Here is a 24,282-nt window from a genome sequence, read left to right on the forward strand (position 1 = left end):
GCGACGACGAACAGAAGAGGAAATCATGCACATCGGTCTTGTCGGCCTCGGTCGCATGGGCAACAACATGCGTGCCCGTCTCCGCAACGCAGGGATCGAGGTCACCGGGTACGACGCCAACCCCGCCGTCTCCGACGTCGCTGACCTCGGCGCCCTCGCCGCTGCCCTCCCGGAGGGCAAGCGCCTCGTGTGGGTTATGGTCCCGCACGGCAAGATCACCGACGACGTGATCACTGACCTGGCCGGTGTCCTCGGCGAGGGCGACCTGGTCATCGACGGTGGCAACTCGAAGTGGCTGGACGACACCAAGCACGCCGAGCAGCTCGGTGCGCGCGGCATCCGCTACATGGACGCCGGCGTCTCCGGTGGTGTCTGGGGCAAGGACAACGGTTACGGCCTGATGGTCGGCGGTGACGCTGCGGACGTCGAGTTCGCGATGCCGGTCTTCGACGCCCTGCGCCCCGAGGGCCCCCGCGAAGAAGGCTTCTCGCACGCCGGCCCGATCGGCGCCGGCCACTACGCGAAGATGGTCCACAACGGCATCGAGTACGCGATCATGCAGGCGTACGGCGAGGGCTACGAGCTCCTCGAGGCCAAGGACCTCATCACCGACGTCCCCGCCGTGTTCGCCGGGTGGCAGCGCGGAACGGTCGTCCGTTCCTGGCTGCTCGACCTCATGGTCCTCGCCCTGAACGAAGACCCGAAGCTCGACGAGCTCGAGGGCTACGTCGAGGACTCGGGCGAGGGTCGCTGGACGCTGGAAGAGGGCATCGAGCTCGCCGTGCCGATGCCGGCGCTCTCGGCGTCGATCTTCGCGCGCTTCGTCTCGCGCCAGGGCAGTGCCTCGCCGACGATGAAGGCCGTCGCGGCGCTCCGCAACCAGTTCGGCGGTCACGCCGTCAAGAAGTCCTAGGACTTCCCGGGGGAACCCGGCCTCGGCCCGCGTGCACGTCGACCATCTCCAACTGACCGACTTCCGGAACTACCGGGAGGCGGACGTCGACCTCGCACGCGGGCCGAACCTGTTCGTCGGACGCAACGGACAGGGCAAGACCAACCTGGTCGAGGCGATCGGGTACCTCTCCACCCTCGGCTCGCACCGCGTCCCCACCGACGCAGCGCTCGTCCGCCAGGGTTGTGACGCCGCGATCGTCCGGGCTCGACTCGCGCACGAAGACCGCAGCATCCTCGCCGAGGTGCAGATCAACCGCACCGGTGCGAACCGTGCGCAGGTGAACCGTTCGGCGATCAAGCCGCGGGAGCTGCCGCGCTACTGCACGTCGGTGCTCTTCGCACCGGAGGACCTCGCCCTGGTGCGGGGCGAACCGGCCGGGCGACGCCGGATGCTCGACGAGCTGCTCGGTCAGATCGCGCCGCGGATGCAGGGTGTGCTCGCCGACTACGACCGCACGCTCCGGCAGCGGAACACCCTGCTGAAGTCGGCCCGCGCCACGGGTGCGAAGGCCAACGCCCTGTCGACGCTCGACGTCTGGGACGACCGCCTCGTGGGGCTCGGTGCCGAGATCGTCGCGGCCCGCGACCACCTGACCCGACGCCTCGCCCCCTTCGTGGCCGAGGCCTACGCCACCGTCGCCGGCGAGCACCACGACGCCTCGATCACGGGGGTCCTGTCGATCCGCGGTGGCGACCCGGAGTCCGCGGCGGCCACCGACCCCGTGCTCGGGACGCCCGACGAACCGGTCACCGTCGCGTCGGCGGCCGAGGCGTTCGCGGCAGCGCTCGAACGACGTCGGCGGGACGAACTCGACCGCGGACTCACCCTCGTCGGACCGCACCGGGACGACGTGCTGTTCCAACTGAACGGGTTACCGGCCCGCGGCTACGCGAGTCACGGCGAATCCTGGTCCTTCGCGCTGGCGATACAGCTCGCGAGCGCGTCCATCCTGCGCGCGGAGTCGAACCTGGGCGACCCGATCATCATCCTCGACGACGTGTTCGCCGAGCTCGACGAATCGCGACGGGAACGGCTGGCGAACGCGGTCGCCGACTACGAGCAGGTGCTCATCACGGCAGCGGTGTTCGGTGACGTGCCCCCGAAGCTGGCGGCGCACACGGTGCGGATCGAAGCGGGCACGATCGTGACCGACGAGGCGGACGCGACCCGCGCCTCCAGTCCGTCGACGGACCGGACGGACCGGACGGGCGCGACGGACCGGGCGGGCGCGACGGTCGAGACCCATGCGACGGAGCCGGCGGACGCCGACACCAAGGCGGGCGCCGACAGCAAGACCGATCCGACCGACGACGACCCCACCCCCGCCGGAGCCGACGCCTGATGCCGAAGCCCCGCAAGCCCACCGAACCCTCGCAGGTGTACCGGCACCTGCGCGCCGTGTTCGGCGACCCGTCCAAGCGCGGCACCGATGCCCGCCGCCGACGCGCTCGCGAGTTCGACGCCGACACCGTGCCGTACGGGCGCGGCCGTGAGCCGAAGGGCCTCGCCGACATCGTCGGGTCGCTCGCCCACGAGCTCGGGTGGACCGAACCACTCGCCCGCTCCGAGCTCTTCGTGGACTGGCCGAGCGTCGTCGGCGAGGAGCTGGCGAAGCACTCCCGCCCGGTGACCATCGACGACGGCGCACTCGTCATCCGGTGCGACTCGACGGCCTGGGCGACCCAGCTCCGACTGATGCGCGCGACGGTCACGACCACCATCGCGGAACGGCACCCGGAAGCAGGGGTCGAGTCGATCAGGGTTTCCGGCCCGGACGCCCCCACCTGGAAACGCGGCCCCAGGACGGTCCAGGGGCGCGGTCCTCGCGACACCTACGGTTGAGGCGACGAAATCATCCTGGAGTGCCAGAAAAGCCCGTCTGTGGGGCAGATGAGCCCTCGAAAGAGGGGGCTCTGCGGTAGACTGGGAGGTGCAGTGCGCGGGCGTTCCGCGCGCAGGCAGGAGCACGCTCGACATGGCATCAGAATCTGAAGACGACCCGCAGAACCCGCTCAAAGCGGAGACCCCGCAGAGCGAACCGTCCTACGGCGCAGACCAGATTCAGGTGCTCGAGGGGCTCGAGGCGGTCCGCAAGCGTCCCGGTATGTACATCGGTTCGACCGGTCCCCGCGGTCTGCACCACCTGGTCCAGGAGATCGTCGACAACTCGGTCGACGAAGCCCTCGCCGGGTACTGCGACACCATCGACGTGAGCATCCGTGAAGACGGTGGCGTCCGGGTGGTCGACAACGGCCGTGGCATCCCGGTCGACGTCCACGCGGCCGAGGGGGTCTCGACCCTGCAGGTCGTCCTCACCGTCCTGCACGCCGGCGGCAAGTTCGGTGGTGGCGGCTACGCCGTCTCCGGCGGTCTGCACGGCGTCGGTTCGTCCGTCGTGAACGCGCTGAGTTCCGAGCTCGACGTCGAGGTCCGTCGGCAGGGCCACGTCTGGCGTCAGAGCTACACCGACGGTGTCCCAGTGGCCCCCGTCTCGAAGGACGAACCGGCCGACGAGACCGGGACGACGATCACGTTCTGGCCGAACGCCGAGATCTTCGAGTCCGTCGTCTTCGACTACGAGACCCTGCGCACGCGCTTCCAGCAGATGGCCTTCCTGAACAAGGGTCTGCGGATCAACCTGCGCGACGAGCGCGCCCCCGAAGAAGGGGAAGAAGCTCGCAACGACACCTTCATGTACGAGCGTGGGCTCGCCGACTACGTCGAGTTCATCAACGCGCAGAAGAAGGCCGACCTCGTCCACCCCGACGTCATCGGCTTCGAGTCCGAGGACCCGGACCGCAAGATCGCGCTCGAGGTCGCGATGCAGTGGAACACCTCGTACCAGGAGAGCGTCCACACCTTCGCGAACACGATCAACACGCACGAAGGCGGGACCCACGAAGAGGGCTTCCGCGCCGCGCTCACGACCCTCGTCAACCGCTACGCGCGTGAGGCGAAGATCATCAAGGAGAAGGACGACAACCTCACGGGTGACGACATCCGCGAAGGGCTCACCGCCGTCATCTCCGTGAAGCTCGGCGAGCCGCAGTTCGAGGGGCAGACGAAGACCAAGCTCGGCAACACCGAGGCGAAGTCGTTCGTGCAGCGCGTCGTCGGCACCGAGCTGACCCACTGGTTCGAGAGCAACCCGACGCAGGCACGCGACGTCGTCCGCAAGGCGATCCAGGCGTCGCAGGCTCGGCTCGCGGCCCGCAAGGCACGCGAGACCACCCGTCGCAAGGGGCTGCTCGAGTCGGGCGGCATGCCCGGCAAGCTCAAGGACTGCCAGTCGAAGGACCCGACCCTGTCGGAGATCTTCATGGTCGAGGGCGACTCGGCCGGTGGTTCCGCCGTGCAGGGCCGCAACCCGATGACCCAGGCGATCCTGCCGCTGCGCGGCAAGATCCTGAACGTCGAGAAGGCCCGGCTCGACCGTGCCCTCGCCAACCAGGAGATCCAGTCGATGATCACGGCGTTCGGCGCCGGCATCGGTGAGGACTTCGACCCGGACAAGGCCCGGTACCACAAGATCGTGCTGATGGCCGATGCCGACGTCGACGGCCAGCACATCACGACGCTGCTGCTCACGCTGCTCTTCCGCTACATGCGTCCGCTCATCGAGCGTGGGTACGTGTACCTCGCGCAGCCGCCGCTGTACCGCCTGAAGTGGTCGAACTCGGCGCACGAGTACGTGTTCAGCGACCGGGAGCGCGACGCCCTGATGCAGGCCGGCCTCGCCGCCGGCAAGCGCATCCCGAAGGACAACGGGATCCAGCGCTACAAGGGCCTCGGCGAGATGGACTACAAGGAGCTCTGGGACACCACGATGAACCCGGACACCCGCACGCTCCTGCAGGTCACGCTGGAGGACGCAGCCGCGGTCGACAGCACCTTCTCGACGCTGATGGGTGAGGACGTCGACGCGCGTCGCCAGTTCATCCAGCAGAACGCCAAGGACGTCCGCTTCCTCGACATCTAACGGCCAGGAGGCGCGGTGTGAGCCGCGTCGACCAGTCCTGACCACCTGTGGTCGCGCCCGGCGCGACCAACGGAACCACAGCTTCCAGGCTGTCCAGAAAGGGAACGAAGCCACATGGCTGACGACAACGAGAACGGCGCCGACGAGCAGCCCGAGATCGTCCACGGCGACAGCGGGGACATCGTCGTCTCCGGTGACCGCATCTCGCAGGTCGACCTGCAGCTCGAGATGCAGCGCTCGTACCTCGACTACGCGATGTCGGTCATCGTCGGTCGTGCCCTGCCGGAGGTCCGCGACGGCCTCAAGCCGGTGCACCGCCGTGTGATCTACGCGATGTTCGACGGCGGTTACCGCCCGGACCGTGCGTTCTCGAAGTGCTCCCGCGTCGTCGGTGACGTGATGGGCCAGTTCCACCCGCACGGTGACTCGGCGATCTACGACGCCCTGGTCCGCCTGGTGCAGCCGTGGTCGCTCCGGTACCCGCTGGCGCTCGGCCAGGGCAACTTCGGTTCGCCCGGCAACGACGGCGCCGCCGCCCCGCGGTACACCGAGACGAAGATGGCGCCGCTCGCGCTCGAGATGGTCCGCGACATCGACGAGGACACCGTCGACTTCCAGGACAACTACGACGGCCGCACGCAGGAGCCGGCGATCCTGCCGGCCCGGTTCCCGAACCTGCTCGTCAACGGGTCCGTCGGCATCGCGGTCGGCATGGCCACGAACATCCCGCCGCACAACCTGCGCGAGGTCGCCGAGGGTGCGAAGTGGGCGCTCGACAACCCCGACGCCACCCGCGAAGAGCTGCTCGCCGCGCTCATGCAGCGCATCAAGGGCCCGGACTTCCCGACCGGTGCGCAGGTGCTCGGCACCAAGGGCATCCAGGACGCCTACCGCACCGGCCGTGGCTCGATCACGATGCGTGCCGTGGTCTCGGTGGAGGAGATCCAGGGGCGCACCTGCCTCGTCGTCACCGAGCTGCCGTACCAGGTCAACCCGGACAACCTGGCGATCAAGATCGCCGAGCTCGTCAAGGACGGCAAGCTCGCCGGTGTCGCCGACATCCGCGACGAGACCTCCGGTCGGACCGGGCAGCGCCTGGTCATCGTGCTGAAGCGCGACGCCGTCGCCAAGGTCGTGCTGAACAACCTGTACAAGCACACCCAGCTGCAGGAGAACTTCGGCGCGAACATGCTCGCGATCGTCGACGGCGTGCCCCGCACCCTGCCGCTCGACGGCTTCATCTCGGCGTGGGTCGCCCACCAGGTCGACGTCATCGTGCGCCGCACGCAGTACCGGCTGCGCGAGGCCGAGAAGCGCGCCCACATCCTGCGCGGGTACCTGGCTGCGCTCGACGCCCTCGACGAGGTCATCGCGCTCATCCGTCGTTCGCCCGACGTCGAAGAGGCCCGCACCGGCCTGATGGACCTGCTGTCCGTAGACGAGATCCAGGCGCGCGCGATCCTCGAGCTGCAGCTCCGTCGCCTCGCGGCCCTGGAGCGCCAGAAGATCCACGACGAGGCCGAGGAACTCGAGCGCAAGATCGCCGACTTCCAGGACATCCTGGCGTCGGAGAGCCGTCAGCGCTCGATCATCCGCGACGAGCTCAGCGAGATCGTCGACCGCTTCGGCGACGACCGCCGCACCGAGATCATGTTCGGCTACGACGGCGACATGTCGATGGAAGACCTGATCCCCGAAGAGGAGATGGTCGTCACCATCACCCGCGGTGGCTACGTCAAGCGCACGCGGAGCGACCAGTACCGCTCGCAGCACCGCGGTGGCCGAGGTGTCCGTGGGGCCCAGCTCCGCGCCGACGACATCGTCGAGCACTTCTTCGTCACGACGACGCACCACTGGCTCCTGTTCCTCACCGACCAGGGACGGGTCTACCGCGCCAAGGCGTACGAGCTGCAGGAGGCCGGCCGTGACGCGAAGGGCCAGCACGTCGCGAACCTGCTGGCGATGCAGCCCGACGAGCAGATCCAGCAGGTGCTCGACATCCGCGACTACGAGGTCGCCCAGTACCTCGTCCTCGCGACCGAGCACGGCCTGGTGAAGAAGACCGCGCTGACCGAGTACGACACGAACCGCACCGGCGGCATCATCGCGATCAACCTGCGCGACGGCGACAAGCTCCGCCAGGCGCTGCTCGTCGACGAGCACGACGACCTGCTGCTGGTGTCCCGCCAGGGCATGTCGCTCCGCTTCACGGCGACGAACGACACCCTGCGTCCGATGGGTCGATCGACCTCGGGTGTGAAGGGCATGTCCTTCCGCGACGGTGATTCGCTGCTCGCGGCTCGGGTCGTCTCCGACGACGGGTTCGTCTGGGTGATGACCGAGGGTGGCTACGCCAAGCGCACCGCGGTCGACCAGTACCGCGTGCAGGGCCGTGGCGGTCTGGGCATCAAGGTGGCCAAGTTGGCGCTCGACCGAGGCGATCTTGTGGGCGCTCTCATCGTCGGCGAGGACGACGAAGTGCTCGTCGTGCTGCAATCGGGCAAGGTGGTAAGGTCTGCCGTGGCCGAGGTCCCTGCCAAGGGCCGTGACACGATGGGCGTCGTCTTCGCGAGGTTCGCGGAGAACGACCGGATCATCGCGGTGGCCCGGAACACCGAGCGGAACCTGGACGACCAGGACGACGCCGAGATCGAGCCCGCGGGCCCGGTGGAGACGGTCAGCCCTGCCGAAGCGGCCCCGGATTCCACTGATCCCATCGACACCGAGCCCGTCGCAGACGAGGCCGGAGAGGACCAGTCAAGCAATGAGTAGTGTCGCCGAGAAGCTCCAGAAGAAGGCGAAGCGACCCGTCGGCACCCGCCAGGTGCGGTTGCGACTGGTCTACGTCGACTTCTGGTCGATGGTGAAGCTGAGCTTCCTCATCGCCCTGGCCGGCAGCATCGTGATCGTGGTCGCCACGGCACTGGTGTGGGTCATCCTGAACCAGACGGGTGTGTTCACCCAGATCGACGCCCTGCTGAAGGACGTCACCGGTCAGAACAGTTACTCGATCATGGACCAGTTCTCGCTGGGTCAGATCCTCGGGTTCTCCATCGTCGTGGGCATCCTCAACGTGGTCGTCGGCACCGTGCTCGGCGCCATCGTGAGCGTGCTCTACAACCTCAGTGTGCGGATCACGGGCGGGCTGCTCGTGGGCTTCACGAACAACTGACACACCCGGCCGGATGAGGCCGACCGCTCGATTTCGTTCTCTGGGATCGGTACGGTATGCTTTCATCCGGTCTGAGGGGCTATAGCTCAGGCGGTTAGAGCGCTTCGCTGATAACGAAGAGGTCCAAGGTTCAAGTCCTTGTAGCCCCACCAGTTCTCCGGAACAGCACGACAATCCGATCCTGTCGCCGATCACCTCGGTGGCACTCGGGGCCTTAGCTCAGTTGGTAGAGCGCCTGCTTTGCAAGCAGGATGTCGGGAGTTCGATTCTCCCAGGCTCCACTCCCTCTGCACGAGTCCTGCTTCGCTCGTTCCTCGCTCCGCCGTCTTCGGTCGTCGTGCTTGTCTGCGCGCCTTCGGCGACGCGCCGCTCCGCGATGGTTGGGTTTGCCACTCTCCCTGCAGGTTGCTTCTTGTCGAGTGGTCACGACATGCCGCGTGCGGTTTGCCGAGGTGGCTGGAACTGTCGTCTGCGCGTCCTCCGGACGACAGGATGCGACCTGTCGGTGGCTGCCCCAGGGCGTGTTGCGTGACGGCCCGCCGGACGGGAGGCGCGGTGCCAGGCCGGTGCGGGCCTCCAGGCGGGTGGGTGGGCGCGCTCAGGGCGCGTCACCGCGCGCGGGTGCATGGTCGCCAAGCCCGGGAACGACGAAGGGCCCCGGCTGGTGCCGGGGCCCTTCGTACGAACCGGGAGGTCAGGCGGCGGGCTTCTCCGCCGTGTCAGCGTCGTCGGCGACCCAGAGGTCGTCGTCGGCACGGAGCGTCTGGTACGCGGCGTACGCAGCACCGGCGACGGCAACGACGCCGACGATGATGAGTGCGACTCCGCCGAAGCCGAGGCCCTTCTTCTGCTGCGACGGGACGTACTTCGCAGCGGCCTTCTTGGCCTTCTTGCCCTTCTTCTGGGCGTTCTTCACGATCTTCTTGACCCGGGGGTCCTTCGCGAGATCGGTCACGCTCAGCACCGAACCAGCGGTCGAGACGAGTCCGGGGACCACCTCGGATTGGAACTTGTGCGAAGCGCTCTGCGCTGCCGAGGTGGCAGCGTGCACGCCGGTCGCGAACGCGGGACGGATCCCGTTGTCGATCGCGTTCTGCACGCGGGGTGCGATGTCCTTGCGAGCTGCGTCCGCGGCGTTGGTCCGGGCCTCAGCCAGGATCGCGTTCGCGTGCTCGAGGACCTTGCGCTGCTCGCCGAGGAGCGAGGCGGTCTGGCCCTTGAGCTTCTTGATCTGCTTCCGACGCTTTCGCGGGATCTCGATCGTCGTCATCTGGTACCTCCATCGGATCGGCGTGACCCCATCCTGCCACCACACTGCCTGACAGGTCACGGAGCCGTAGCTGTGGGATCCGTCCACGGTCAGGAGTACATGCGAGAATCGGAACATGTCTCTGCACACCGCTGTCGCAACGATCCACACCAACAAGGGCGACATCCGCGTCAACCTGTTCGGCAACCACGCACCGAAGACCGTCAAGAACTTCGTCGACCTCGCAACGGGCCAGCAGGAGTGGACCCACCCCGGCACGGGCAAGGTCTCGACCGACAAGCTCTACGACGGCGTCATCTTCCACCGCATCATCAAGGACTTCATGATCCAGGGCGGCGACCCGCTCGGCCAGGGCATCGGCGGCCCGGGTTACCGCTTCGACGACGAGATCTCCCCGGAGCTCACGTTCCAGAACCCCTACATCTTCGCCATGGCGAACGCCGGCATCCAGGGCGGCCGCGGCACCAACGGCTCGCAGTTCTTCATCACCACGGTGGCGACGCCGTGGCTGCAGGGCAAGCACACCATCTTCGGTGAGGTCGCCGACGACGAGTCCCGCGCGGTCGTCGACGCGATCGAGGCCGTGCCGACCGACGGCCGCGACAAGCCCGTCGAGGACGTCGTCATCCAGAGCATCGACGTCGAAGGCGTCTGACCCGCACGTGACCGACCAGGCGTACAACCCGAACAACACCTGCTACCGGCATCCGGACCGGCAGAGCTTCGTGCTCTGCCAGCGCTGTGGGCGGACGATCTGCCCGGAGTGCCAGACGCCGGCGGCGGTCGGGGTGCACTGCCCGGAGTGCGTGCGTGAACAGCGCGCACAGTTCGCAGCGAACCGCCGAGCGTCCGGAGCCCCCAGCGGGTTCACGGTCGCTCGGCGTCGGTTCGCGATGCTCGACCAGAAGGGCACGACCGTCATCGTGGCGATCACGGTGGCGATCTGGTTGCTCGACCAGGTCAGCGGACGGTTCTTCACGAGCTTGCTCGCCTACAACTCGTTGTTGCTCCCGTCGCAGCCGTGGCGCGTGGTGACGGCGCTGTTCGTGCACGCATCGTTCCCGTACATCTTCCACTTGCTGTTCAACATGTGGGCGCTCTGGATCTTCGGTCGGATGCTCGAGAACATGCTCGGTACCTGGCGGTTCGTGGCGCTGTACTTCATCACCGGGATCTTCGGGTCCATGCTCGTGACGTTCCTCGCTCCGGGCACGTGGGTGGTCGGAGCATCGGGTGCGATCTTCGGGCTGTTCGCCGTGTTCTTCGTGCTGCAGCGCAGCCTGGGGAACAACGCAGTGCAACTCCTCGTGCTCATGGGACTGAACCTGGTCATCGGGTTCCTGCCCGGAGTCAATATCTCGTGGCAGGCGCACGTCGGCGGGATCATCGGCGGGTTCCTGATGGGCTTCGTCTTCGCACAGACGCGCAACGTCCGGAAGCGACCGCTGCAGATCGCCCTGATCATCGGAGCGGCGGTGCTCGGCATCGCGCTCACCGCTGTCGGGTACGCGGTCACGATCGGCTGACACCGCCACAACGCGCTCCTCAAACGCCCCGTCGCACTGCGACGGGGCGTTCGTCGTTCCCGGTGCTGTCCGTGCCCTGCTCGTCCACAGCTGTCCACAGCGCCACCGAGAGTTATCCACAGGTGTGGAGAAGGTGGTGAGTTACACCAGTGTGATTATCCCCACTGTGGACTCAGCTGTGGATAACTCCGGGGCGGTGCTGTGGATGATCGTGTGGAGAGTGGGGAGAAATGTGGAGAACAGCAGGATCGTCGAGGATGTGCGGTCTGGAGGCGCTCCTGCTTGTGGAGAACGACGACGCCCGCCGCACCTTGCGGTGCGACGGGCGTCGGGGGCAGCGACCTGGAGTCAGCGCCACCGGGTGGTCATGAGGAAGCCGACGAACATGATGCCGAAGCCGATCAGGATGTTCCACGAGCCGAGGCTCGGGACCGGCAGGGTGGCGTTCGAGATGTAGAAGACGATCACCCACACCAGGCCGACGAGCATGAAGCCGAACATGACCGGCTTGAACCACACCGGGTTGGGGGCATCCCCAGCGGTGTCGACCGAGTCGGCTCGGGTCCTCCGGGCGGGCTTGGTGCGGTCCTTGTCCTTGGCCATGGCCGGTATCCTACCGTGACCACGTGTGTGGATCGGCCCGCGGACCGCCGCACACATCGCCCACGAGTACGGTGGACCGCCATGACCAGGATCCTCGTCGTCGACAACTACGACAGCTTCGTCTACACGCTCAACGGCTACGTGCAGCAGCTCGGCGCCGAGACGGACGTCGTCCGCAACGACGCCTTCCCCGAGTCCGAGATCGCCGACCGCATCGCGGAGTACGACGGCGTGCTGCTCTCCCCGGGTCCGGGGACACCGGCGGCAGCGGGCGTCTCGATCCCCACCGTGCACGCCGCCATCGCCGCCGAGGTCCCGCTCCTCGGCGTCTGCCTCGGGCACCAGGCCATCGCCGAGGCCCTCGGTGCCACGGTCACCCACGCCGAGGAGCTCATGCACGGCAAGACCTCCCAGGTCGACCACGACGGCAGTCCGCTGTTCGACGGCGTCCCCCACCCGTTCACCGCCACGCGCTACCACTCGCTCGCGATCGTCGACGGCACGGTCCCCGACGAACTCACCGTGACGGCGCGCACCGGCGGCGGGGTCATCATGGGGGTGCAGCACCGCGAGCACCCCGTGTTCGGTGTGCAGTTCCACCCGGAGTCGGTCCTGACCGAGGGCGGCTACCGCATGGTCGGCAACTGGCTCGAGACCACCGGGCTGTCCGGAGCGGCCGAGCGTGCCGCCGGCCTCGGGCCGCTCATCGCGACGCACCGCGCCTGACGAGCCTCCGCGGCGGCAGACGCCGTCGTCTTCACGAGACGCCGCCGGAATCGGCGGCGTCTCGTGCGTTGCGGGGCGTCACGCTGACACGCCGGCGTGTGCCTGGCACTGGACCGGGCCGCCTGCGTGCCGCGCGTTCTGGGGCGGGCGTGCGCTGTGCCTCCAGGCTGTGACGAACACGCCGTGACGAAGGCGCCGTGACGAACGCGCCCAGCGCACGCGACCGCAACGCCGGTCCGCGGACTGGAGGCCCGTCACCCGTCCGTCAGGACGGCCCCGTCACGAGATGGTCGGGTTCGCCGCCCGGCCCCGTGGTCGGCTCAGCGGCCGTCGCCACCGTCGTCGCCACCGCGGTCGGTGTTCCCACCGTCACCACCGTTGCCGCCGCTGTCGTTGTTGTTGTTCGACGACGGTGCCTTCGGCGGCGCCGCAGCTCGTGCGCAGTAGGTGAGCGTGACGGCACTGCCCTGCGCGACGTCGCCAGCGGGGGTGTCCTGCTGCGTGACCACGCCGCCGGTGCACGAGTAGGACGGCGCCGGGTTCACGGTGAGTCCGAGCTGCTCCACGGTGGCCTTCGCCGCCGAGTACTGCTGCTGCGTCACGTCGGGCAGCTGCACCTTGCCGTTGGAGACCGTCAGGTTGATCACGATGCCCTTGGTGTGCAGGGAACCCGACTCGGGGTCGGAGCTCAGGACCGTGCCCTCGGGGACGTCGGTGGAGTAGTCGCTCGAGATCGCGCCCAAGCGGAAGCCGGCGTTGTCGAGCGCCTGTTGCGCTGCGGCTTGCGACTGCCCGTTCAGCTCGGGCACGGGGACGCGCTCCGGTCCGATGGAGACCACGACGTTGACGTTCTGGTTGCGTCCGACGTTCACGCCCGAACCCGGGTCGGTCCGGATGACCAGGCCCTTGTCGACGCTGTCGGAGTTCTCCTCGACCTTGACCGGCTTGAGGGACTTCTTCTCGATGGCGCTGGCCGCGGAGCTGTACGTCGACCCTGCGACGTTCGGCACGCTGACCGAGGACGACACCGGGGGCTTGCCGGGCTGCAGGTTCGCGACGAAGAACACCACGGCCACGATGACCGCGACGGTGAGCAGGATGCCCACCCAGATCCACGCGACCGGCGGACGGTTCTGCGTGCGCTGCGGGCGGTGTTCGGCGGTGTCGTCGTCGAGCTCGCGGAACGCCGAGGCGGCGTTGGTCGTCGTGCGGGGATCGACGCCGAACAGCACGGTCGACGCATCGTTCTGGGCGTTCTGCTGCTGCTTCTTGGTGGAGGTGGGGACCCGGCCGGCCGCGGCCTGCTGCAGGTCCGCGCGGAACTCGGCCGCGTTCTGGAACCGGCGCGTGCGGTCCTTGACCAGGGCGTGGAGCGTCACGGCGTCGAGGGCCGGGGATACCTCGGGCGAGATCGTCGACGGTGCGACCGGCTGCTCGCTGACGTGCTGGTACGCGACCGCCACCGGGGTGTCCCCGAGGAACGGCGCGCGACCGGTGAGGAGCTCGAAGAGCACGACGCCGGTGGAGTACAGGTCGGTGCGGGCGTCGACGGTCTCGCCGCGGGCCTGCTCCGGTGAGAAGTACGAGGCCGTGCCGAGGATCGAGGTGGTCTGGGCCACCGTGGCCGAGGTGTCGGTGATCGCCCGGGCGATGCCGAAGTCCATGACCTTCACCTGGCCGCTGTGCGTGACCATGACGTTGGCGGGCTTGATGTCACGGTGGACGACGCCGGCGCGGTGCGAGTACTCGAGCGCGGTGAGGATGCCCTCGGTGATGCGGACGGCTTCGTCCGGGGCGACGGCACCTTCGGCGATGATGTCGGAGAGCGGTCGGCCCTCGACGTACTCCATCACGATGAAGGGCACCTGCACCTCGGCACCCGAGGGCTCGGACACCGTCTCTTCGCCGGCGTCGTACACGCGCACGACGGTCGGGTGTGCCATGCGCGCAGCAGCCTGGGCTTCCTGCCGGAAGCGCGTGCGGAAGGCCGGGTCGTTGGCGAGGCTCGGCTTGAGGAGCTTCACCGCGACCTTGCGGCCGAGGCGGGTGTCGTTGCCGAGGTGCACGGTCGCCATGCCGCCCCGACCGATGACGTCACCGATCTCGTAGCGATTGGCGAGGAGCGTGATCCCCGCGGTCACACCTTCTGGCACGTACTCCTCCGTCTGTTCGTCCGGCTAGTGTACGGCAGCACGACCTGGTGAGACGCTGGCCGGAGAGGGGTCGACCGAACCGTTACCGAACGGTGTCGACAGCCCCCGTCCGGGGGTCGTTCACTGGCCGTCCTGCGGGCCGGGCTGGCTCGGGTTGGTCCCGTCGCCGGGGTCCGTTCCGTCACCCGGGTCCGTCGTCTCCTGGTCCGTGGGCTCGGTCCACTCGACCTGGGCGCCCGGCGAGGACGCCGAGACGACCGAGGCATCGGACTGCGGCGACTTGCAGGTGACCTTGTACGACAGGGCGACCTTGCCGTACTGGGCACCGGCGACGGTCACCGCGGTGCCCGAGGTGGAGCCGGAGCTGCTGCCGTTCGACGTCACGGTGCCGTTGTCGATCGTGTACGTGTAGCTGACGTCCGAGTACCCGGCGGGGCAGCTCGTGTACGCCGGCCAGCTGAAGGTCACGCGACCGGACTCACTGACGGTCCCACCGGTGGCACGCTCGGGCGCCGGTGCGGTCAGGACGTCGCCGTAGGACTTGATCGTGACGAGCGTGTTCGGTGCCAGGCTGCCCTCGGGGCTGAGCGACTCGACGGTGCCGACCTGGTCGGACGTCGTCGCGTTCGATCCGTCGACGACCTCGGCCTGCAGACCCCGGGCACGCAGCTGGTTCGCGACGTCCTCGGCGTTCTGCCCCTGGTAGTCGGCTGCCGACACCGTGACGCGGGTCTCGGTCGGCTCGGGGGACGGCGTCTCGCTGGGCGTGCGGGACGGCTTCGGCGTGCTCGAGGACTTCGTGGGCTCGGGCTCCGGGGTGTTGTTCGCGTTCAGGGCGTACGCCGTGCCGGCGGCGATGGCGAGCACGACGACGACGCCGACGACCCACCAGATCCAGGCACGCTTCTTCTTCGGTTCCTCGGGCTCGTCGCTGACGGGCGAGCGGGGGGCCCCGGGTCCGCCGGCCATCGATCCTGCCTGGGTGCCGATGAGTGCGGTCGCGGCGTCGTTCCCCTGGCCCTGGGGCGGGTTGAACGCGACGGTGCCGTTCCCCGCGATGGCGGGGACGGCCACGGTGGCGGCGGCGACGTCACCACGGCGGAGCGCCTGGGCGGCGCGGGCCAGGTTCGCTGCCGTCGCGGGACGGTCGGCGGGCTTCTTCGCGATGCACGAGATGACCAGGGCCGAGACCGGCTCGGGGATGTCCCCGGGCAGTGGCGGAGGCTGCTCGTTGATGTGCGCCATCGCGATCGCGACCTGCGACTCACCGGTGAACGGACGACGACCCGCCAGGGCCTCGTACGCGACGATGCCGAGCGAGTAGATGTCGGTCGACGGCGAGGCGGGGTGGCCGCTGGCCTGCTCGGGCGACAGGTACTGCACCGTGCCCATCACCTGACCGGTCGCGGTGAGCGGGACCTGGTCGGCGATGCGGGCGATGCCGAAGTCGGTGATCTTGACGCGACCGTCGGGCGTGATGAGCAGGTTGCCCGGCTTGATGTCGCGGTGCACCAGGCCGACCGCGTGTGCGGCCTGCAGGGCGTTCGCGGTCTGCGCGACGATGTCGAGCACCTTGTCGACCGGGAGCGTGTGCTCGCGTTCGATCATGGTCGACAGGGCCTCGCCGGGGACGAGCTCCATCACGAGGTAGGCGCTGCCGTCCTCCTCGCCGTAGTCGAAGACGTTGGCGATGCCCTCGTGGTTGACGAGGGCAGCGTGCCGGGCCTCGGCGCGGAAGCGCTCGAGGAAGCCGGGGTCACCGAGGTACTCGTCCTTGAGGATCTTGAGTGCGACGGTTCGGCCGATGACGAGGTCGGTCGCCTGCCACACCTCGCCCATGCCGCCGATGGCGACCCGGGAGGAGAGCTGGTACCGCCCACCGAAGGTGAGTCCGCTGGTGGGTCTCATTTGTTCAGCACCGCCTCCATGACTTTCTTCGCGACCGGGGCCGCGACCGTGTTGCCGACTCCGGACTGCCCGAGCCCGCCGCCGTTCCCGACGACCACCGCCACGGCGACCTCCGGGTCCTTCGCGGGGGCGAACCCCGTGAACCAGAGCGTGTACGGATCGCCGGTGCCGCCTTCAGCCGTGCCGGTCTTGCCGGCGACGTCGACACCGTCGATCTTGGCATTGGTACCGGTCCCCGCGTTCACGACGCTCTGCATGGCCTCGGTGAGGTCAGCGGACTCGGAGGACGACAGCGGATCACTGTACTGCCTCGGAGAGAAGGACTCGACGGTCTTCAGGTCACTCGTGGTGATCGAGTCGACGAGTGAGGGCTGCATGACCTTGCCGCCGTTCGCGATGCCGGCCGACACCATCGCCATCTGCAGCGGGGAGACCCGGACGCTCGCCTGACCGAAGGCGCTCAGCATGAGCTGCGCCGTCGAGTCGACGTCGGGGTACTGACTGGCGGTCGCGGCCATCGGGATCTCGATGGCGTCGCCGAAGCCGTACTTGTCGGCCATGTCCTTGATCGCGTCGTACCCGAGCTTCTGACCGAGTTCGGCGAAGGGGATGTTGCACGAGTACTGGATCGCGGTGCGCAGCTTGACCTTGTCGCCGCCGCCGCAGGTGCCGCCCTCGGCGTTGTTGATGTACGAGCTCGTCCCCGGCAGCTGCAGCCGTGACGGGTTCGGGAACGTGGAGTCGAGGTTGTACTTGCCGCCCTCGAGCGCCGCTGAGGCGACGACGAGCTTGAACACCGATCCGGGCGTGTACAGGTCGCCGCCGATGGCACGGTTCTGCAACGGGGCGGTGTCGGCACCGAGCAGCGCGTCGTACTGCCGCTTGACCTCGGCCGTGTCGTGCGAGGTGAGCGAGTTCGGGTCGTAGCTCGGCTTCGACACCATCGCCAGGATCTTGCCGGTCTTGGGCTGGATCGCGACGACCGCACCGCTGTTCGTGCCGAGGGCGTCGTACGCGGCCTGCTGCACGTCCGGGTCGATGGTCAGGTTGACGTTGTCGCCCTGGACGTCCTGGCCGGTGAGGATCGAGTTGAGGTTCTGGAAGAACGAGGCGTCCGAGTTGCCGGACAGCACGGTGTTCTCCGCGCTCTCGATGCCGGTGTTGCCCTGGCCGATCGTGAAGTAGCCGGTGACCGCGGAGTACAGGTCGCCGTTCGTGTACTTGCGCTGGTACTCGTACTGGTCGTTCACCGGGGTCGACTCGGCGATCGGGCTGCCGTCCACGAGGATCGCGCCGCGCTTGGTCGAGTAACTGTCCAAGATGGTTCGGGAGTTCCGGGAGTCGGCGCGCAACGAGTCTGCCGAGAAGAACTGGATCGAGGTCGTCGACACGAAGAGTGCGACGAACATGAGCACGATGACGGTCGAGACACCGCGGAGCTGTCGGTTCATCGACGACGCTCCTTCCTGGTCGCGCGCGCGGACCGCCCGCTCGCGGCGGGGATCGCGCCCTGCTGGACACGCTGTTCGGCGGGGATCGCGTCGGTCAGGCGCAGCAGCATCGCGGCGATGATCCAGTTGGCGATGAGCGAGGAACCACCCGCGGCCATGAACGGGGTGGTCAGACCGGTGACGGGGATGATCCGGGTGATGCCGCCGACGACGACGAACACCTGCAGGGCGATGATGAAGCCGAAGCCCACACCGAGCAGCTTGCCGAAGTCGTCCTGCGCCATGAACCCGACGCGGATGCCACGGGACGCGAACACGATGAAGAGCGCGAGGATCGCGAAGACACCGATCAGGCCGAGCTCTTCGCCGAGTGACGCGACGATGTAGTCGGCGTTGGCGACCGGGGTGATGTACGGCCGGCCCTGGCCGAGGCCGGTGCCGGTGATCCCGCCGTTCGCGAAGCCGAACAGGCCCTGCACGAGCTGGTAGCTCGCCTGGGTGTCGCGGCTGAAGACCTCTTGGTTGAACGGGTCGAGCCACTGTTCGAAGCGGCCACGGACGTACTCGAGGAGACTCTGTGCGACGAGGGCGCCACCGATGAACAGCGTGAGACCGATCGCGACCCAGCTGACCCGTGCCGTGGCGACGTAGATCATCACGAGGAACAGGCCGAAGTAGAGCAGGGCGGTGCCGAGGTCGCGCTGGAACACGAGCACGGCCATCGCGGCGCCCCACATCACCAGGATGGGGCCGAGGTCGCGGGCACGCGGGAACGTCATGCCGAGGAACTTCTTGCCGACGATCGACAGCGAGTCACGGGCGGTGACGAGGTACCCGGCGAAGAACAGCGCCATGGTGATCTTCGCGAGCTCACCTGGTTGGAACGAGAACGGGCCGATCTTGATCCAGACCCGCGCGCCGCCGATGTTCGTGCCGATGCCGGGCAGCATGGGCAGGAGCAGCAGGACGATCGTCAGCGCCATGAAGATGTAGCGGTACCGCTGCAGGAACCGGTGGTTCCGGACGGCGACGAGCGTGATGATCGCCAGGACCATCGCGAGCATCGTCCAGACGATCTGCTTCACGCCGATGGCGTCCCAGCCGGACAGGCCGTTGTGGACGTCGATGCGGTAGATCTCGGCGATGCCGATGCCGTTCAGGACGAGCGCGATCGGCAGGATGAACGGGTCGGCGTTCTTCGCGACGACGCGCAACACCACGTGCATGACGAGCGCGAGGCCGAGGATGCCGCCACCCACCCAGAGCACCGACTGGTCGAACAGCCGGCCCTTGGTGCCGAGCTGCACGAGCACCATCGCGCCCGCGCAGATGCCGCAGGCGATGACGAGCAGGAAGAGCTCGAGGTTCCGCGCACGGGCGGGCTCCCGGAGCTTGATCGTGATCGCCTGCGTGAAGGACTGGGCGGCCGTGGCGGTGCTCATCGCGAGCTCCGCGTCGGGTTCGGCGACGGCGAGGACGATCGCGTCGGTGAGGGCGACGGCGACGGACTCGCGTTGCCGTCCCCGCCGGTGCCGGCCTGGTCCTCACCGGTCGCGGCGGCCTTGCGCAGGCGCTCGACGATGTCACGGGCGTCGGAGAGCGACTGCGCGTTGATCGTCGAGCGGACGTTCTCGCGGGTGTAGTCCGGCAGCGACGAGACCGTGATGTCGCTGTCCTCGTACACGTCCGACAGCGCCAACGGCCCGATCGACTGCTGCACGCCCTTGTAGATCGCGACGGTGCCCCGGTCGGTGCCGACGTAGTAGTGGTCCTGGGTGATCCGCCAACCGACGAACACGGCGCCGACGAGCACGGCGACGGCGACCACGAGCGCGACGGTCCAGGACACCCGACGACGGATGCGGCGTCGGCGGTCCTCGGCGATGAGCTCGGCGAAGAACTGGTCGGACTCGGGCTCGAAGTGCGAGTCCTCGGGCGCGGTGGTGACCTTGAGCGGGTGCAGCAGGATCGTGGGGAGGCGGATCGGCTTGCGGCCGGTCGACGCCTCGAAGGTGAGGGGCGCCGCGGCGGACCCGACGGTGGTGGCCGCGTCGTCGTCGTCCTCGGGCTCGGTGTCCGTGACGTCCATCACCACGACGGTGACGTTGTCGGGGGCGCCGTGGTCGAGCGTCTCCTTCACCAGGCGCTGCGTGACCTGGTTGGCGTCCATGTTCGACGCCAGGGCGTGCCGGATCCGCTCTTCGGCCAGGTACGACGACAGGCCGTCGGAGCAGAGCAGCCAGCGGTCGCCCGGCTGGATGTCCATGATCGCGGTGTCGACCTCGGGTGCTGCGTCGACGTCGCCCAGCACGCGCATCAGCACGGAGCGGCGCGGGTGGACCGCGGCTTCCTCCGGCGTGATCCGGCCGCTGTCGACCAGTCGCTGGACGAACGTGTGGTCCGACGTGATCTGCTGCAGCTCGCCGTCGCGGTGGCGGTAGATGCGGGAGTCGCCGATGTGCGCGATCGCGATCTGCTCGCCGACGCGGATCATCGCGGACACCGTGGTGCCCATGCCGGTGAGCTCCTGGTGCTCGAACACGGTCTCGGTGATCAGCTGGTTCGCGGCGATGAGTGCCGACTGCAGTGCGAACTCGGCGTCGTGCGCCGAGGGGAACTCGCGGTCGACCTCGCGGATGCGGCGGATCGCGATCGCCGAGGCGACGTCACCGCCGGCGTGGCCGCCCATGCCGTCCGCCACCGCGAACAGGTGCGCCCCGGCGTAGCCGGAGTCCTGGTTGTTCGCGCGGATGCGCCCCACGTGGGACACAGCGGCGCTCAGCGTGCGAGCGGTCATGCCGGGTTACCGCCGCAGCTCGAACGTCGTCGTCCCGATCGTGATCGGCGTGCCCTCTGCCACGAGGACGGGAGCGCTCACCTTCTGACCGTTGACGAAGGTGCCGTTCGTGGACTCGAGGTCGGTGAGGAGCCAGCCGTCGGCGCGCAGGTCGAGGCGGGCGTGGTTGGTCGAGGTGTAGTCGTCGCGGATCACGACGTTCGACTCGCTCGAGCGCCCGATCGTGATGGGGCCGCCACCGAGCGGCATCTCCATGCCCTCGCGCGCACCCTCGGTGATGACCAGGCGGGACGCGGCCTGCGAGGCGGGACGCTGCCCACCACCGGGCTGTCCGATGACGTCCGTGAACGCGCCGCTGGACGCGGGGCCGGGGGCCGCCGCTGCCGGGACGGTGGGGGTGCTCGGCCCGGACGGGGCCGACTTGGGATCGGTCGGGATCGTGCGGACGCGCTGGCCGAAGAGATCGCTGCGCAGGGCGAACACGATCACGAAGACGAACAGCCAGAGCACCGCGAGGAACACGAAGCGCAGGACGAGCAGGGTCAGGCCTGTGGTCATCGAGCACCTCCGTCGTTCTCCGGGATCACCCGGAACACCATACGGGTCCGACCGATCTCGATGGTGGAGTCCGGCTCAACGATCGCCTGCTGGAAGTGCTGACCGTTCAGCTTCGAGCCGTTCGTGGAGCCGAGATCGGTGGCCTGCGCGTGCTTGCCGTCCCACAGGACCTCGACGTGCTTGCGGCTCGTCCCGGTGTCCGCGATGGTGATGTCCGCGTCGCTGCCGCGCCCGATCACCGTGCGCCCGCGGTGCAGTCGGTGCCGCTGGGAGCCGATGTCGAGCACGGGGATCCAGGCCACGTCGCGCTGCACGGTGGTGGAGTCGACCTGCAGGATGCCCGTCGAGAGTGTGCCGTCCTGCTGGAGCCGGATGGTGACCGGGCCGGAGAACGAGTAGTTCTGCGCCACGGCGTGTTGGTGGACCATCTGGGTCAGTTCGTCGATGAGTGGACGACCGACGTCGTTCATGCGCGTGCAGTCCGGCGGCGCGAGACGAACGGTGAACTCGTTCGGCACGAGGATGCGCTCGCGGGAGACCACTGCGGCCTTGGTGTCGAGCTCGCGCCGCAGGGCGCTCGAGATCTCGACGGGCTGCACCCCGGAGCGGAAGGTCTTGGCGAACGCGCCGTTGACGGCGCGTTCCAACCCTCGCTCGAAGTTGTCCAGCAGGCCCATGCGTCTCCCGTGTCGTCGGTCGTCAACCACTGCATGGTAGTGGTTGGCGTTGACACCCGTCTGTGCGTGGTAGTGTTTCGGGGCTGGCGCGAGTGGCGGAATTGGTAGACGCGCACGGTTCAGGTCCGTGTGCTGGAAACGGCGTGGGGGTTCAAGTCCCCCCTCGCGCACCAGGCGAAGAACAGGAAAGGCCCCGGAGGAATCCGGGGCCTTTCCTGTTTCCGGGGCCTGGTCTCCAGGGGCTTCCCCGGGCCGTCCGTCGAACCTCCGGCGTCAGGACCGGTCCGCCTCCGTCGTGTGGTCAGGATCCGGCGCGGAGGCACGGCTCGGCCCCGACACGCCGGTCCCGTCGAACCCGTGGCCGGTCCTCCACGCCGCTCGTGCGGCGAAGTACGGGCGCGCGGTGGGCAGGAAGAGCAGGACCGCGGCGACGACCGACAGTGCGATCGTCAGGACGTCGAGCTGTCCGCCGGTGATGCTCAGGACCGCGCGGAAGCCCGCGACGACGACGAGCACGATGCGTGCGACCCGGGATCCCGCTGCCGTCCGGAACACCGCCCACGTCACCAGGGCCCAGAGCACCAGGGCGACGATCCCGGCGATGACCGGAGCCGGGTCGACCGCCGCGTCCGGCCTCCAGAACTGCAGCACCGTGGCAGCGATGCAGGCGACCACCCACACCAGCCACAGCACGAATGACACGGTGACCACCTGCGGTCGGTCCGGTCGTCGGAGGATGAACGTCCTGGTCATGCTGCACCGTCCTCTGCCGCTCCCTGGTGCGGCACGTCGAGCGTACCGAGGGGGCGGAGTCCTGCCGGGGTGCCTCGCTACGGTGATCGTGTGACCGACGAACGCACCACCGTCCAGCGTCCCGGAGTGGACGTCCCCGACGATCGTGGCCGGACGGGGCTCGACGCCGTCGGCCGCGACATCGACCGCAACCCCGACGTCGTCGTGCGGGACGTCGAGGTGGTGTCGAACGGATGGCACGTGCTCCGCCGCACGACCCTGGACGTCCGGCGCCGTGACGGTCGGTGGGACCGGCAGCAGCGCGAGACCTACGACCGCGGCAACGGTGCGACGGTGCTGCCGTACGACGCCGAGCGCGGCACGGTGCTGCTCACGCGGCAGTTCCGGTGGCCGGCGTACGTGAACGGACACCCGGACGGCATGCTGATCGAGGCCGCTGCGGGTCTGCTCGACGAGGACGACCCGGAGACCGCCGTCCGGCGCGAGGCCGCCGAGGAGCTCGGCATCCGGCTCGGCGCGCTCGAGCACCTGGGCGCCGTGTTCATGAGCCCCGGTTCGGTCACCGAGCGGGTCCACTTCTACGTGGGCGCGTACACGCCCGCGGACCGGGTCGAGGCCGGCGGCGGTGTGGAGGACGAGGGTGAGGACATCGAGGTGCTCGAGCTCCCGCTCGATGCGGCACTCGCGATGGTCGCGGACGGCCGGATCGCCGACGGCAAGACGATCATGCTGCTGCAGTGGGTGGCGCTCCGGCGCGGGTCCGCTCGCTGAACGGTCGTGGTGCCGGTCCGCGTACCGTCCGGGCCATGACTGATTCGACGACACCGGACGGATCGAGCGATCCCACCGAGACCCAGCAGCAGTACACCGAGGACCTGCCGGACGGGTCGTCGACGGGTGACGCGACGAAGGACCCGCAGCAGGACAGCGACGTCGACTCGGGCGGCGAGCCCGCCGACCCGCAGTAGCGGCGACCGGACGACGGACGGGAGGCACGGTGCCAGCTGGCACCGTGCCTCCCGTCCGTGGTTCCACCGGTCCGGAGCGCGGTGTCAGCTGATGATGTTGACCGCGCGCGAGATGACCAGCGCCAGCAGGATGAACCCGCTGAGCGCCTGGTACGCCATGATCATCTTCGCCCGGACGGTCATCGGCATCGTGTCCGTGGGGCTGAAGGCCATCATGTTCGTCATCGCGACGTAGAGGTAGTCGAGGTAGACCGGGCGCCAGTCGGCGGTCTTCGGGTCGGTTTCCTGCGGGAACTGGAAGTCCGCTTCGGCGCTCGACCACAGTTCGGGGCGTCGCCGGGCCACCGGACCCCCGCGGTCGAGCTCCCAGTAGACGAGCCCGAACACGATGATCGTGCTCACCCACACCTGCAGGGCGGTGAGCAGCACGGCCGCTCCGTCCGCGTGGCCGCCCAGCAACTCGGTGATCGTCCGGATCACCGTGAGCTGGCTCGCGACGGTCAGCAGTCCCGCCAGCGCGAAGGACACCCACCGGGACCAGGTGGTCTCGCGGGTCAGGCGCCGCGGGTTGAAGACGATCAGCGGGGTGAGCAGCAGGACGCCGAGCACCGGCACGACCCACGACGGGAAGAACAGCACCTCGTCGGGCAGGAACAGGCTGAGCGCCAGGTTGACCAGCACCGCCGCGGCGACCGGTGCCCGGTGTTCGTGTCGGGGGCCGGTCCTGGTCTGGGTCACGGAGTGAGTGTCGCACGGTGCCGTGACCGCACCCCGCGGGCGTGTTAC

The 24,282-nt window shown here is 68.6% G+C and carries 22 protein-coding genes and 3 tRNA genes; 14 read left to right on the forward strand and 11 right to left on the reverse strand.

Going from position 1 to position 24,282, the window contains the following annotated elements:
* Positions 1-25: 25 nt before the first annotated feature.
* The 8 genes from gnd to BOSE127_RS03520 all read left to right on the forward strand — a co-directional run bounded on the left by gnd (position 26) and on the right by BOSE127_RS03520 (position 8,387).
* Positions 26-913 carry a phosphogluconate dehydrogenase (NAD(+)-dependent, decarboxylating) gene (gene gnd / locus BOSE127_RS03485; protein ID WP_017887814.1) on the forward strand — a complete coding sequence of 296 codons (888 nt, stop codon included), beginning with the start codon at positions 26-28 and terminating at the stop codon, positions 911-913.
* Positions 914-944: 31 nt separating this feature from the next.
* Positions 945-2,297, forward strand: a complete 1,353-nt coding sequence (recF, locus tag BOSE127_RS03490) for a DNA replication/repair protein RecF (RefSeq protein WP_159556181.1) — start codon at positions 945-947, stop codon at positions 2,295-2,297.
* On the forward strand, positions 2,297-2,797 hold the full coding sequence (locus BOSE127_RS03495; RefSeq protein ID WP_017887812.1) for a DUF721 domain-containing protein: 501 nt from the start codon (positions 2,297-2,299) through the stop codon (positions 2,795-2,797). Before recF ends, BOSE127_RS03495 begins: the two co-directional genes overlap by 1 nt.
* Positions 2,798-2,930: 133 nt before the next feature.
* A complete protein-coding gene (gyrB, locus tag BOSE127_RS03500) occupies positions 2,931-4,934 on the forward strand; it encodes a DNA topoisomerase (ATP-hydrolyzing) subunit B (protein ID WP_159556182.1) in 2,004 nt (667 codons plus the stop codon).
* 114 nt (positions 4,935-5,048) lie between these two features.
* Positions 5,049-7,706: a DNA gyrase subunit A gene (gene gyrA / locus BOSE127_RS03505; protein WP_017887810.1), complete on the forward strand. Its 2,658-nt coding sequence runs from the start codon at positions 5,049-5,051 to the stop codon at positions 7,704-7,706.
* A complete protein-coding gene (locus tag BOSE127_RS03510; RefSeq protein WP_159556183.1) occupies positions 7,699-8,106 on the forward strand; it encodes a DUF3566 domain-containing protein in 408 nt (135 codons plus the stop codon). Before gyrA ends, BOSE127_RS03510 begins: the two co-directional genes overlap by 8 nt.
* A 75-nt stretch (positions 8,107-8,181) precedes the next feature.
* Positions 8,182-8,258: transfer RNA gene (locus BOSE127_RS03515), tRNA-Ile, on the forward strand.
* A gap of 56 nt (positions 8,259-8,314) precedes the next feature.
* A tRNA-Ala gene (locus BOSE127_RS03520) sits at positions 8,315-8,387 on the forward strand.
* Between the two features lie 413 nt (positions 8,388-8,800).
* On the opposite strand, the gene BOSE127_RS03525 is transcribed toward BOSE127_RS03520, so the two are convergent.
* Complete coding sequence (locus BOSE127_RS03525; RefSeq protein WP_017887808.1) at positions 8,801-9,376, reverse strand: hypothetical protein; 576 nt, start codon at positions 9,374-9,376, stop codon at positions 8,801-8,803.
* Positions 9,377-9,491: 115 nt separating this feature from the next.
* On the opposite strand from BOSE127_RS03525, the gene BOSE127_RS03530 reads away from it, so the two are divergent.
* Both BOSE127_RS03530 and BOSE127_RS03535 read left to right on the forward strand, forming a co-directional pair.
* Positions 9,492-10,031 (forward strand): peptidylprolyl isomerase, encoded by a 540-nt coding sequence (locus BOSE127_RS03530; RefSeq protein WP_017887807.1) that lies wholly within the window; start codon positions 9,492-9,494, stop codon positions 10,029-10,031.
* 7 nt (positions 10,032-10,038) lie between these two features.
* Complete coding sequence (locus BOSE127_RS03535) at positions 10,039-10,902, forward strand: rhomboid family intramembrane serine protease (protein ID WP_159556184.1); 864 nt, start codon at positions 10,039-10,041, stop codon at positions 10,900-10,902.
* A gap of 348 nt (positions 10,903-11,250) precedes the next feature.
* Here BOSE127_RS03535 and BOSE127_RS03540 read toward each other — a convergent pair whose 3' ends face one another.
* Positions 11,251-11,505: a cell division protein CrgA gene (locus BOSE127_RS03540; RefSeq protein WP_017887805.1), complete on the reverse strand. Its 255-nt coding sequence runs from the start codon at positions 11,503-11,505 to the stop codon at positions 11,251-11,253.
* An 81-nt stretch (positions 11,506-11,586) separates the two neighbouring features.
* Here BOSE127_RS03540 and BOSE127_RS03545 point away from each other — a divergent pair, with 81 nt between their 5' ends.
* Complete coding sequence (locus BOSE127_RS03545; RefSeq protein WP_017887804.1) at positions 11,587-12,231, forward strand: anthranilate synthase component II; 645 nt, start codon at positions 11,587-11,589, stop codon at positions 12,229-12,231.
* A gap of 320 nt (positions 12,232-12,551) precedes the next feature.
* Here the strand turns inward: BOSE127_RS03545 and pknB are convergent, their stop codons facing one another.
* From pknB to BOSE127_RS03580, 7 genes are all read right to left on the reverse strand, one after another.
* Positions 12,552-14,384 carry a Stk1 family PASTA domain-containing Ser/Thr kinase gene (gene pknB / locus BOSE127_RS03550; protein WP_152427298.1) on the reverse strand — a complete coding sequence of 611 codons (1,833 nt, stop codon included), beginning with the start codon at positions 14,382-14,384 and terminating at the stop codon, positions 12,552-12,554.
* Positions 14,385-14,504: 120 nt separating this feature from the next.
* Positions 14,505-16,292: a serine/threonine-protein kinase gene (locus tag BOSE127_RS03555; RefSeq protein ID WP_159556185.1), complete on the reverse strand. Its 1,788-nt coding sequence runs from the start codon at positions 16,290-16,292 to the stop codon at positions 14,505-14,507.
* Entirely contained in the window at positions 16,289-17,743 is a 1,455-nt protein-coding gene (locus tag BOSE127_RS03560) for a peptidoglycan D,D-transpeptidase FtsI family protein (RefSeq protein WP_017887801.1), read from the reverse strand. The genes BOSE127_RS03555 and BOSE127_RS03560 overlap by 4 nt, the downstream gene beginning before the upstream one ends.
* Positions 17,740-19,185, reverse strand: a complete 1,446-nt coding sequence (locus BOSE127_RS03565) for an FtsW/RodA/SpoVE family cell cycle protein (RefSeq protein ID WP_017887800.1) — start codon at positions 19,183-19,185, stop codon at positions 17,740-17,742. Before BOSE127_RS03565 ends, BOSE127_RS03560 begins: the two co-directional genes overlap by 4 nt.
* Entirely contained in the window at positions 19,182-20,540 is a 1,359-nt protein-coding gene (locus BOSE127_RS03570; RefSeq protein ID WP_017887799.1) for a Stp1/IreP family PP2C-type Ser/Thr phosphatase, read from the reverse strand. The genes BOSE127_RS03565 and BOSE127_RS03570 overlap by 4 nt, the downstream gene beginning before the upstream one ends.
* 6 nt (positions 20,541-20,546) lie before the next feature.
* A complete protein-coding gene (locus tag BOSE127_RS03575; protein WP_017887798.1) occupies positions 20,547-21,098 on the reverse strand; it encodes an FHA domain-containing protein FhaB/FipA in 552 nt (183 codons plus the stop codon).
* Positions 21,095-21,775, reverse strand: coding sequence for an FhaA domain-containing protein (locus tag BOSE127_RS03580; protein ID WP_017887797.1), 681 nt, complete (start codon positions 21,773-21,775; stop codon positions 21,095-21,097). The genes BOSE127_RS03575 and BOSE127_RS03580 overlap by 4 nt, the downstream gene beginning before the upstream one ends.
* Before the next feature lie 86 nt (positions 21,776-21,861).
* Between BOSE127_RS03580 and BOSE127_RS03585 the strand changes: the two genes are divergently transcribed.
* Positions 21,862-21,948 (forward strand) — tRNA-Leu (locus BOSE127_RS03585).
* Positions 21,949-22,048: 100 nt separating this feature from the next.
* On the opposite strand, the gene BOSE127_RS03590 is transcribed toward BOSE127_RS03585, so the two are convergent.
* A complete protein-coding gene (locus BOSE127_RS03590; RefSeq protein WP_140448637.1) occupies positions 22,049-22,528 on the reverse strand; it encodes a hypothetical protein in 480 nt (159 codons plus the stop codon).
* A gap of 90 nt (positions 22,529-22,618) precedes the next feature.
* On the opposite strand from BOSE127_RS03590, the gene BOSE127_RS03595 reads away from it, so the two are divergent.
* Together BOSE127_RS03595 and BOSE127_RS03600 are read left to right on the forward strand one after the other, a co-directional pair.
* The gene (locus BOSE127_RS03595) at positions 22,619-23,299 is read left to right on the forward strand and encodes an NUDIX domain-containing protein (protein WP_042539992.1); all 681 of its coding nucleotides are present in this window, start codon (positions 22,619-22,621) and stop codon (positions 23,297-23,299) included.
* A 35-nt stretch (positions 23,300-23,334) separates the two neighbouring features.
* Positions 23,335-23,496, forward strand: coding sequence for a hypothetical protein (locus tag BOSE127_RS03600; protein ID WP_156155365.1), 162 nt, complete (start codon positions 23,335-23,337; stop codon positions 23,494-23,496).
* A gap of 84 nt (positions 23,497-23,580) precedes the next feature.
* On the opposite strand, the gene BOSE127_RS03605 is transcribed toward BOSE127_RS03600, so the two are convergent.
* Positions 23,581-24,234, reverse strand: a complete 654-nt coding sequence (locus tag BOSE127_RS03605) for a DUF1345 domain-containing protein (RefSeq protein WP_042539994.1) — start codon at positions 24,232-24,234, stop codon at positions 23,581-23,583.
* Between the last annotated feature and the right edge of the window lie 48 nt (positions 24,235-24,282).

Origin of the sequence: Curtobacterium sp. 8I-2, from assembly GCF_902506155.1 — a bacterium.
GTDB classification, from domain to species: Bacteria; Actinomycetota; Actinomycetes; order Actinomycetales; family Microbacteriaceae; genus Curtobacterium; species Curtobacterium poinsettiae.

Excerpts from the sequence above, each read along its gene's own strand:
- gnd (WP_017887814.1), top strand. The coding sequence starts at position 26 with ATGCACATCGGTCTTGTCGGCCTCGGTCGCATGGGCAACAACATGCGT.
- BOSE127_RS03495 (WP_017887812.1), top strand. The coding sequence starts at position 2,297 with ATGCCGAAGCCCCGCAAGCCCACCGAACCCTCGCAGGTGTACCGGCAC.
- gyrB (WP_159556182.1), top strand. The coding sequence starts at position 2,931 with ATGGCATCAGAATCTGAAGACGACCCGCAGAACCCGCTCAAAGCGGAG.
- gyrA (WP_017887810.1), top strand. The coding sequence starts at position 5,049 with ATGGCTGACGACAACGAGAACGGCGCCGACGAGCAGCCCGAGATCGTC.
- BOSE127_RS03510 (WP_159556183.1), top strand. The coding sequence starts at position 7,699 with ATGAGTAGTGTCGCCGAGAAGCTCCAGAAGAAGGCGAAGCGACCCGTC.
- BOSE127_RS03525 (WP_017887808.1), bottom strand. The coding sequence starts at position 9,376 with ATGACGACGATCGAGATCCCGCGAAAGCGTCGGAAGCAGATCAAGAAG.
- BOSE127_RS03530 (WP_017887807.1), top strand. The coding sequence starts at position 9,492 with ATGTCTCTGCACACCGCTGTCGCAACGATCCACACCAACAAGGGCGAC.
- BOSE127_RS03540 (WP_017887805.1), bottom strand. The coding sequence starts at position 11,505 with ATGGCCAAGGACAAGGACCGCACCAAGCCCGCCCGGAGGACCCGAGCC.
- BOSE127_RS03545 (WP_017887804.1), top strand. The coding sequence starts at position 11,587 with ATGACCAGGATCCTCGTCGTCGACAACTACGACAGCTTCGTCTACACG.
- BOSE127_RS03555 (WP_159556185.1), bottom strand. The coding sequence starts at position 16,292 with ATGAGACCCACCAGCGGACTCACCTTCGGTGGGCGGTACCAGCTCTCC.
- BOSE127_RS03560 (WP_017887801.1), bottom strand. The coding sequence starts at position 17,743 with ATGAACCGACAGCTCCGCGGTGTCTCGACCGTCATCGTGCTCATGTTC.
- BOSE127_RS03565 (WP_017887800.1), bottom strand. The coding sequence starts at position 19,185 with ATGAGCACCGCCACGGCCGCCCAGTCCTTCACGCAGGCGATCACGATC.
- BOSE127_RS03570 (WP_017887799.1), bottom strand. The coding sequence starts at position 20,540 with ATGACCGCTCGCACGCTGAGCGCCGCTGTGTCCCACGTGGGGCGCATC.
- BOSE127_RS03575 (WP_017887798.1), bottom strand. The coding sequence starts at position 21,098 with ATGACCACAGGCCTGACCCTGCTCGTCCTGCGCTTCGTGTTCCTCGCG.
- BOSE127_RS03580 (WP_017887797.1), bottom strand. The coding sequence starts at position 21,775 with ATGGGCCTGCTGGACAACTTCGAGCGAGGGTTGGAACGCGCCGTCAAC.
- BOSE127_RS03590 (WP_140448637.1), bottom strand. The coding sequence starts at position 22,528 with ATGACCAGGACGTTCATCCTCCGACGACCGGACCGACCGCAGGTGGTC.
- BOSE127_RS03600 (WP_156155365.1), top strand. The coding sequence starts at position 23,335 with ATGACTGATTCGACGACACCGGACGGATCGAGCGATCCCACCGAGACC.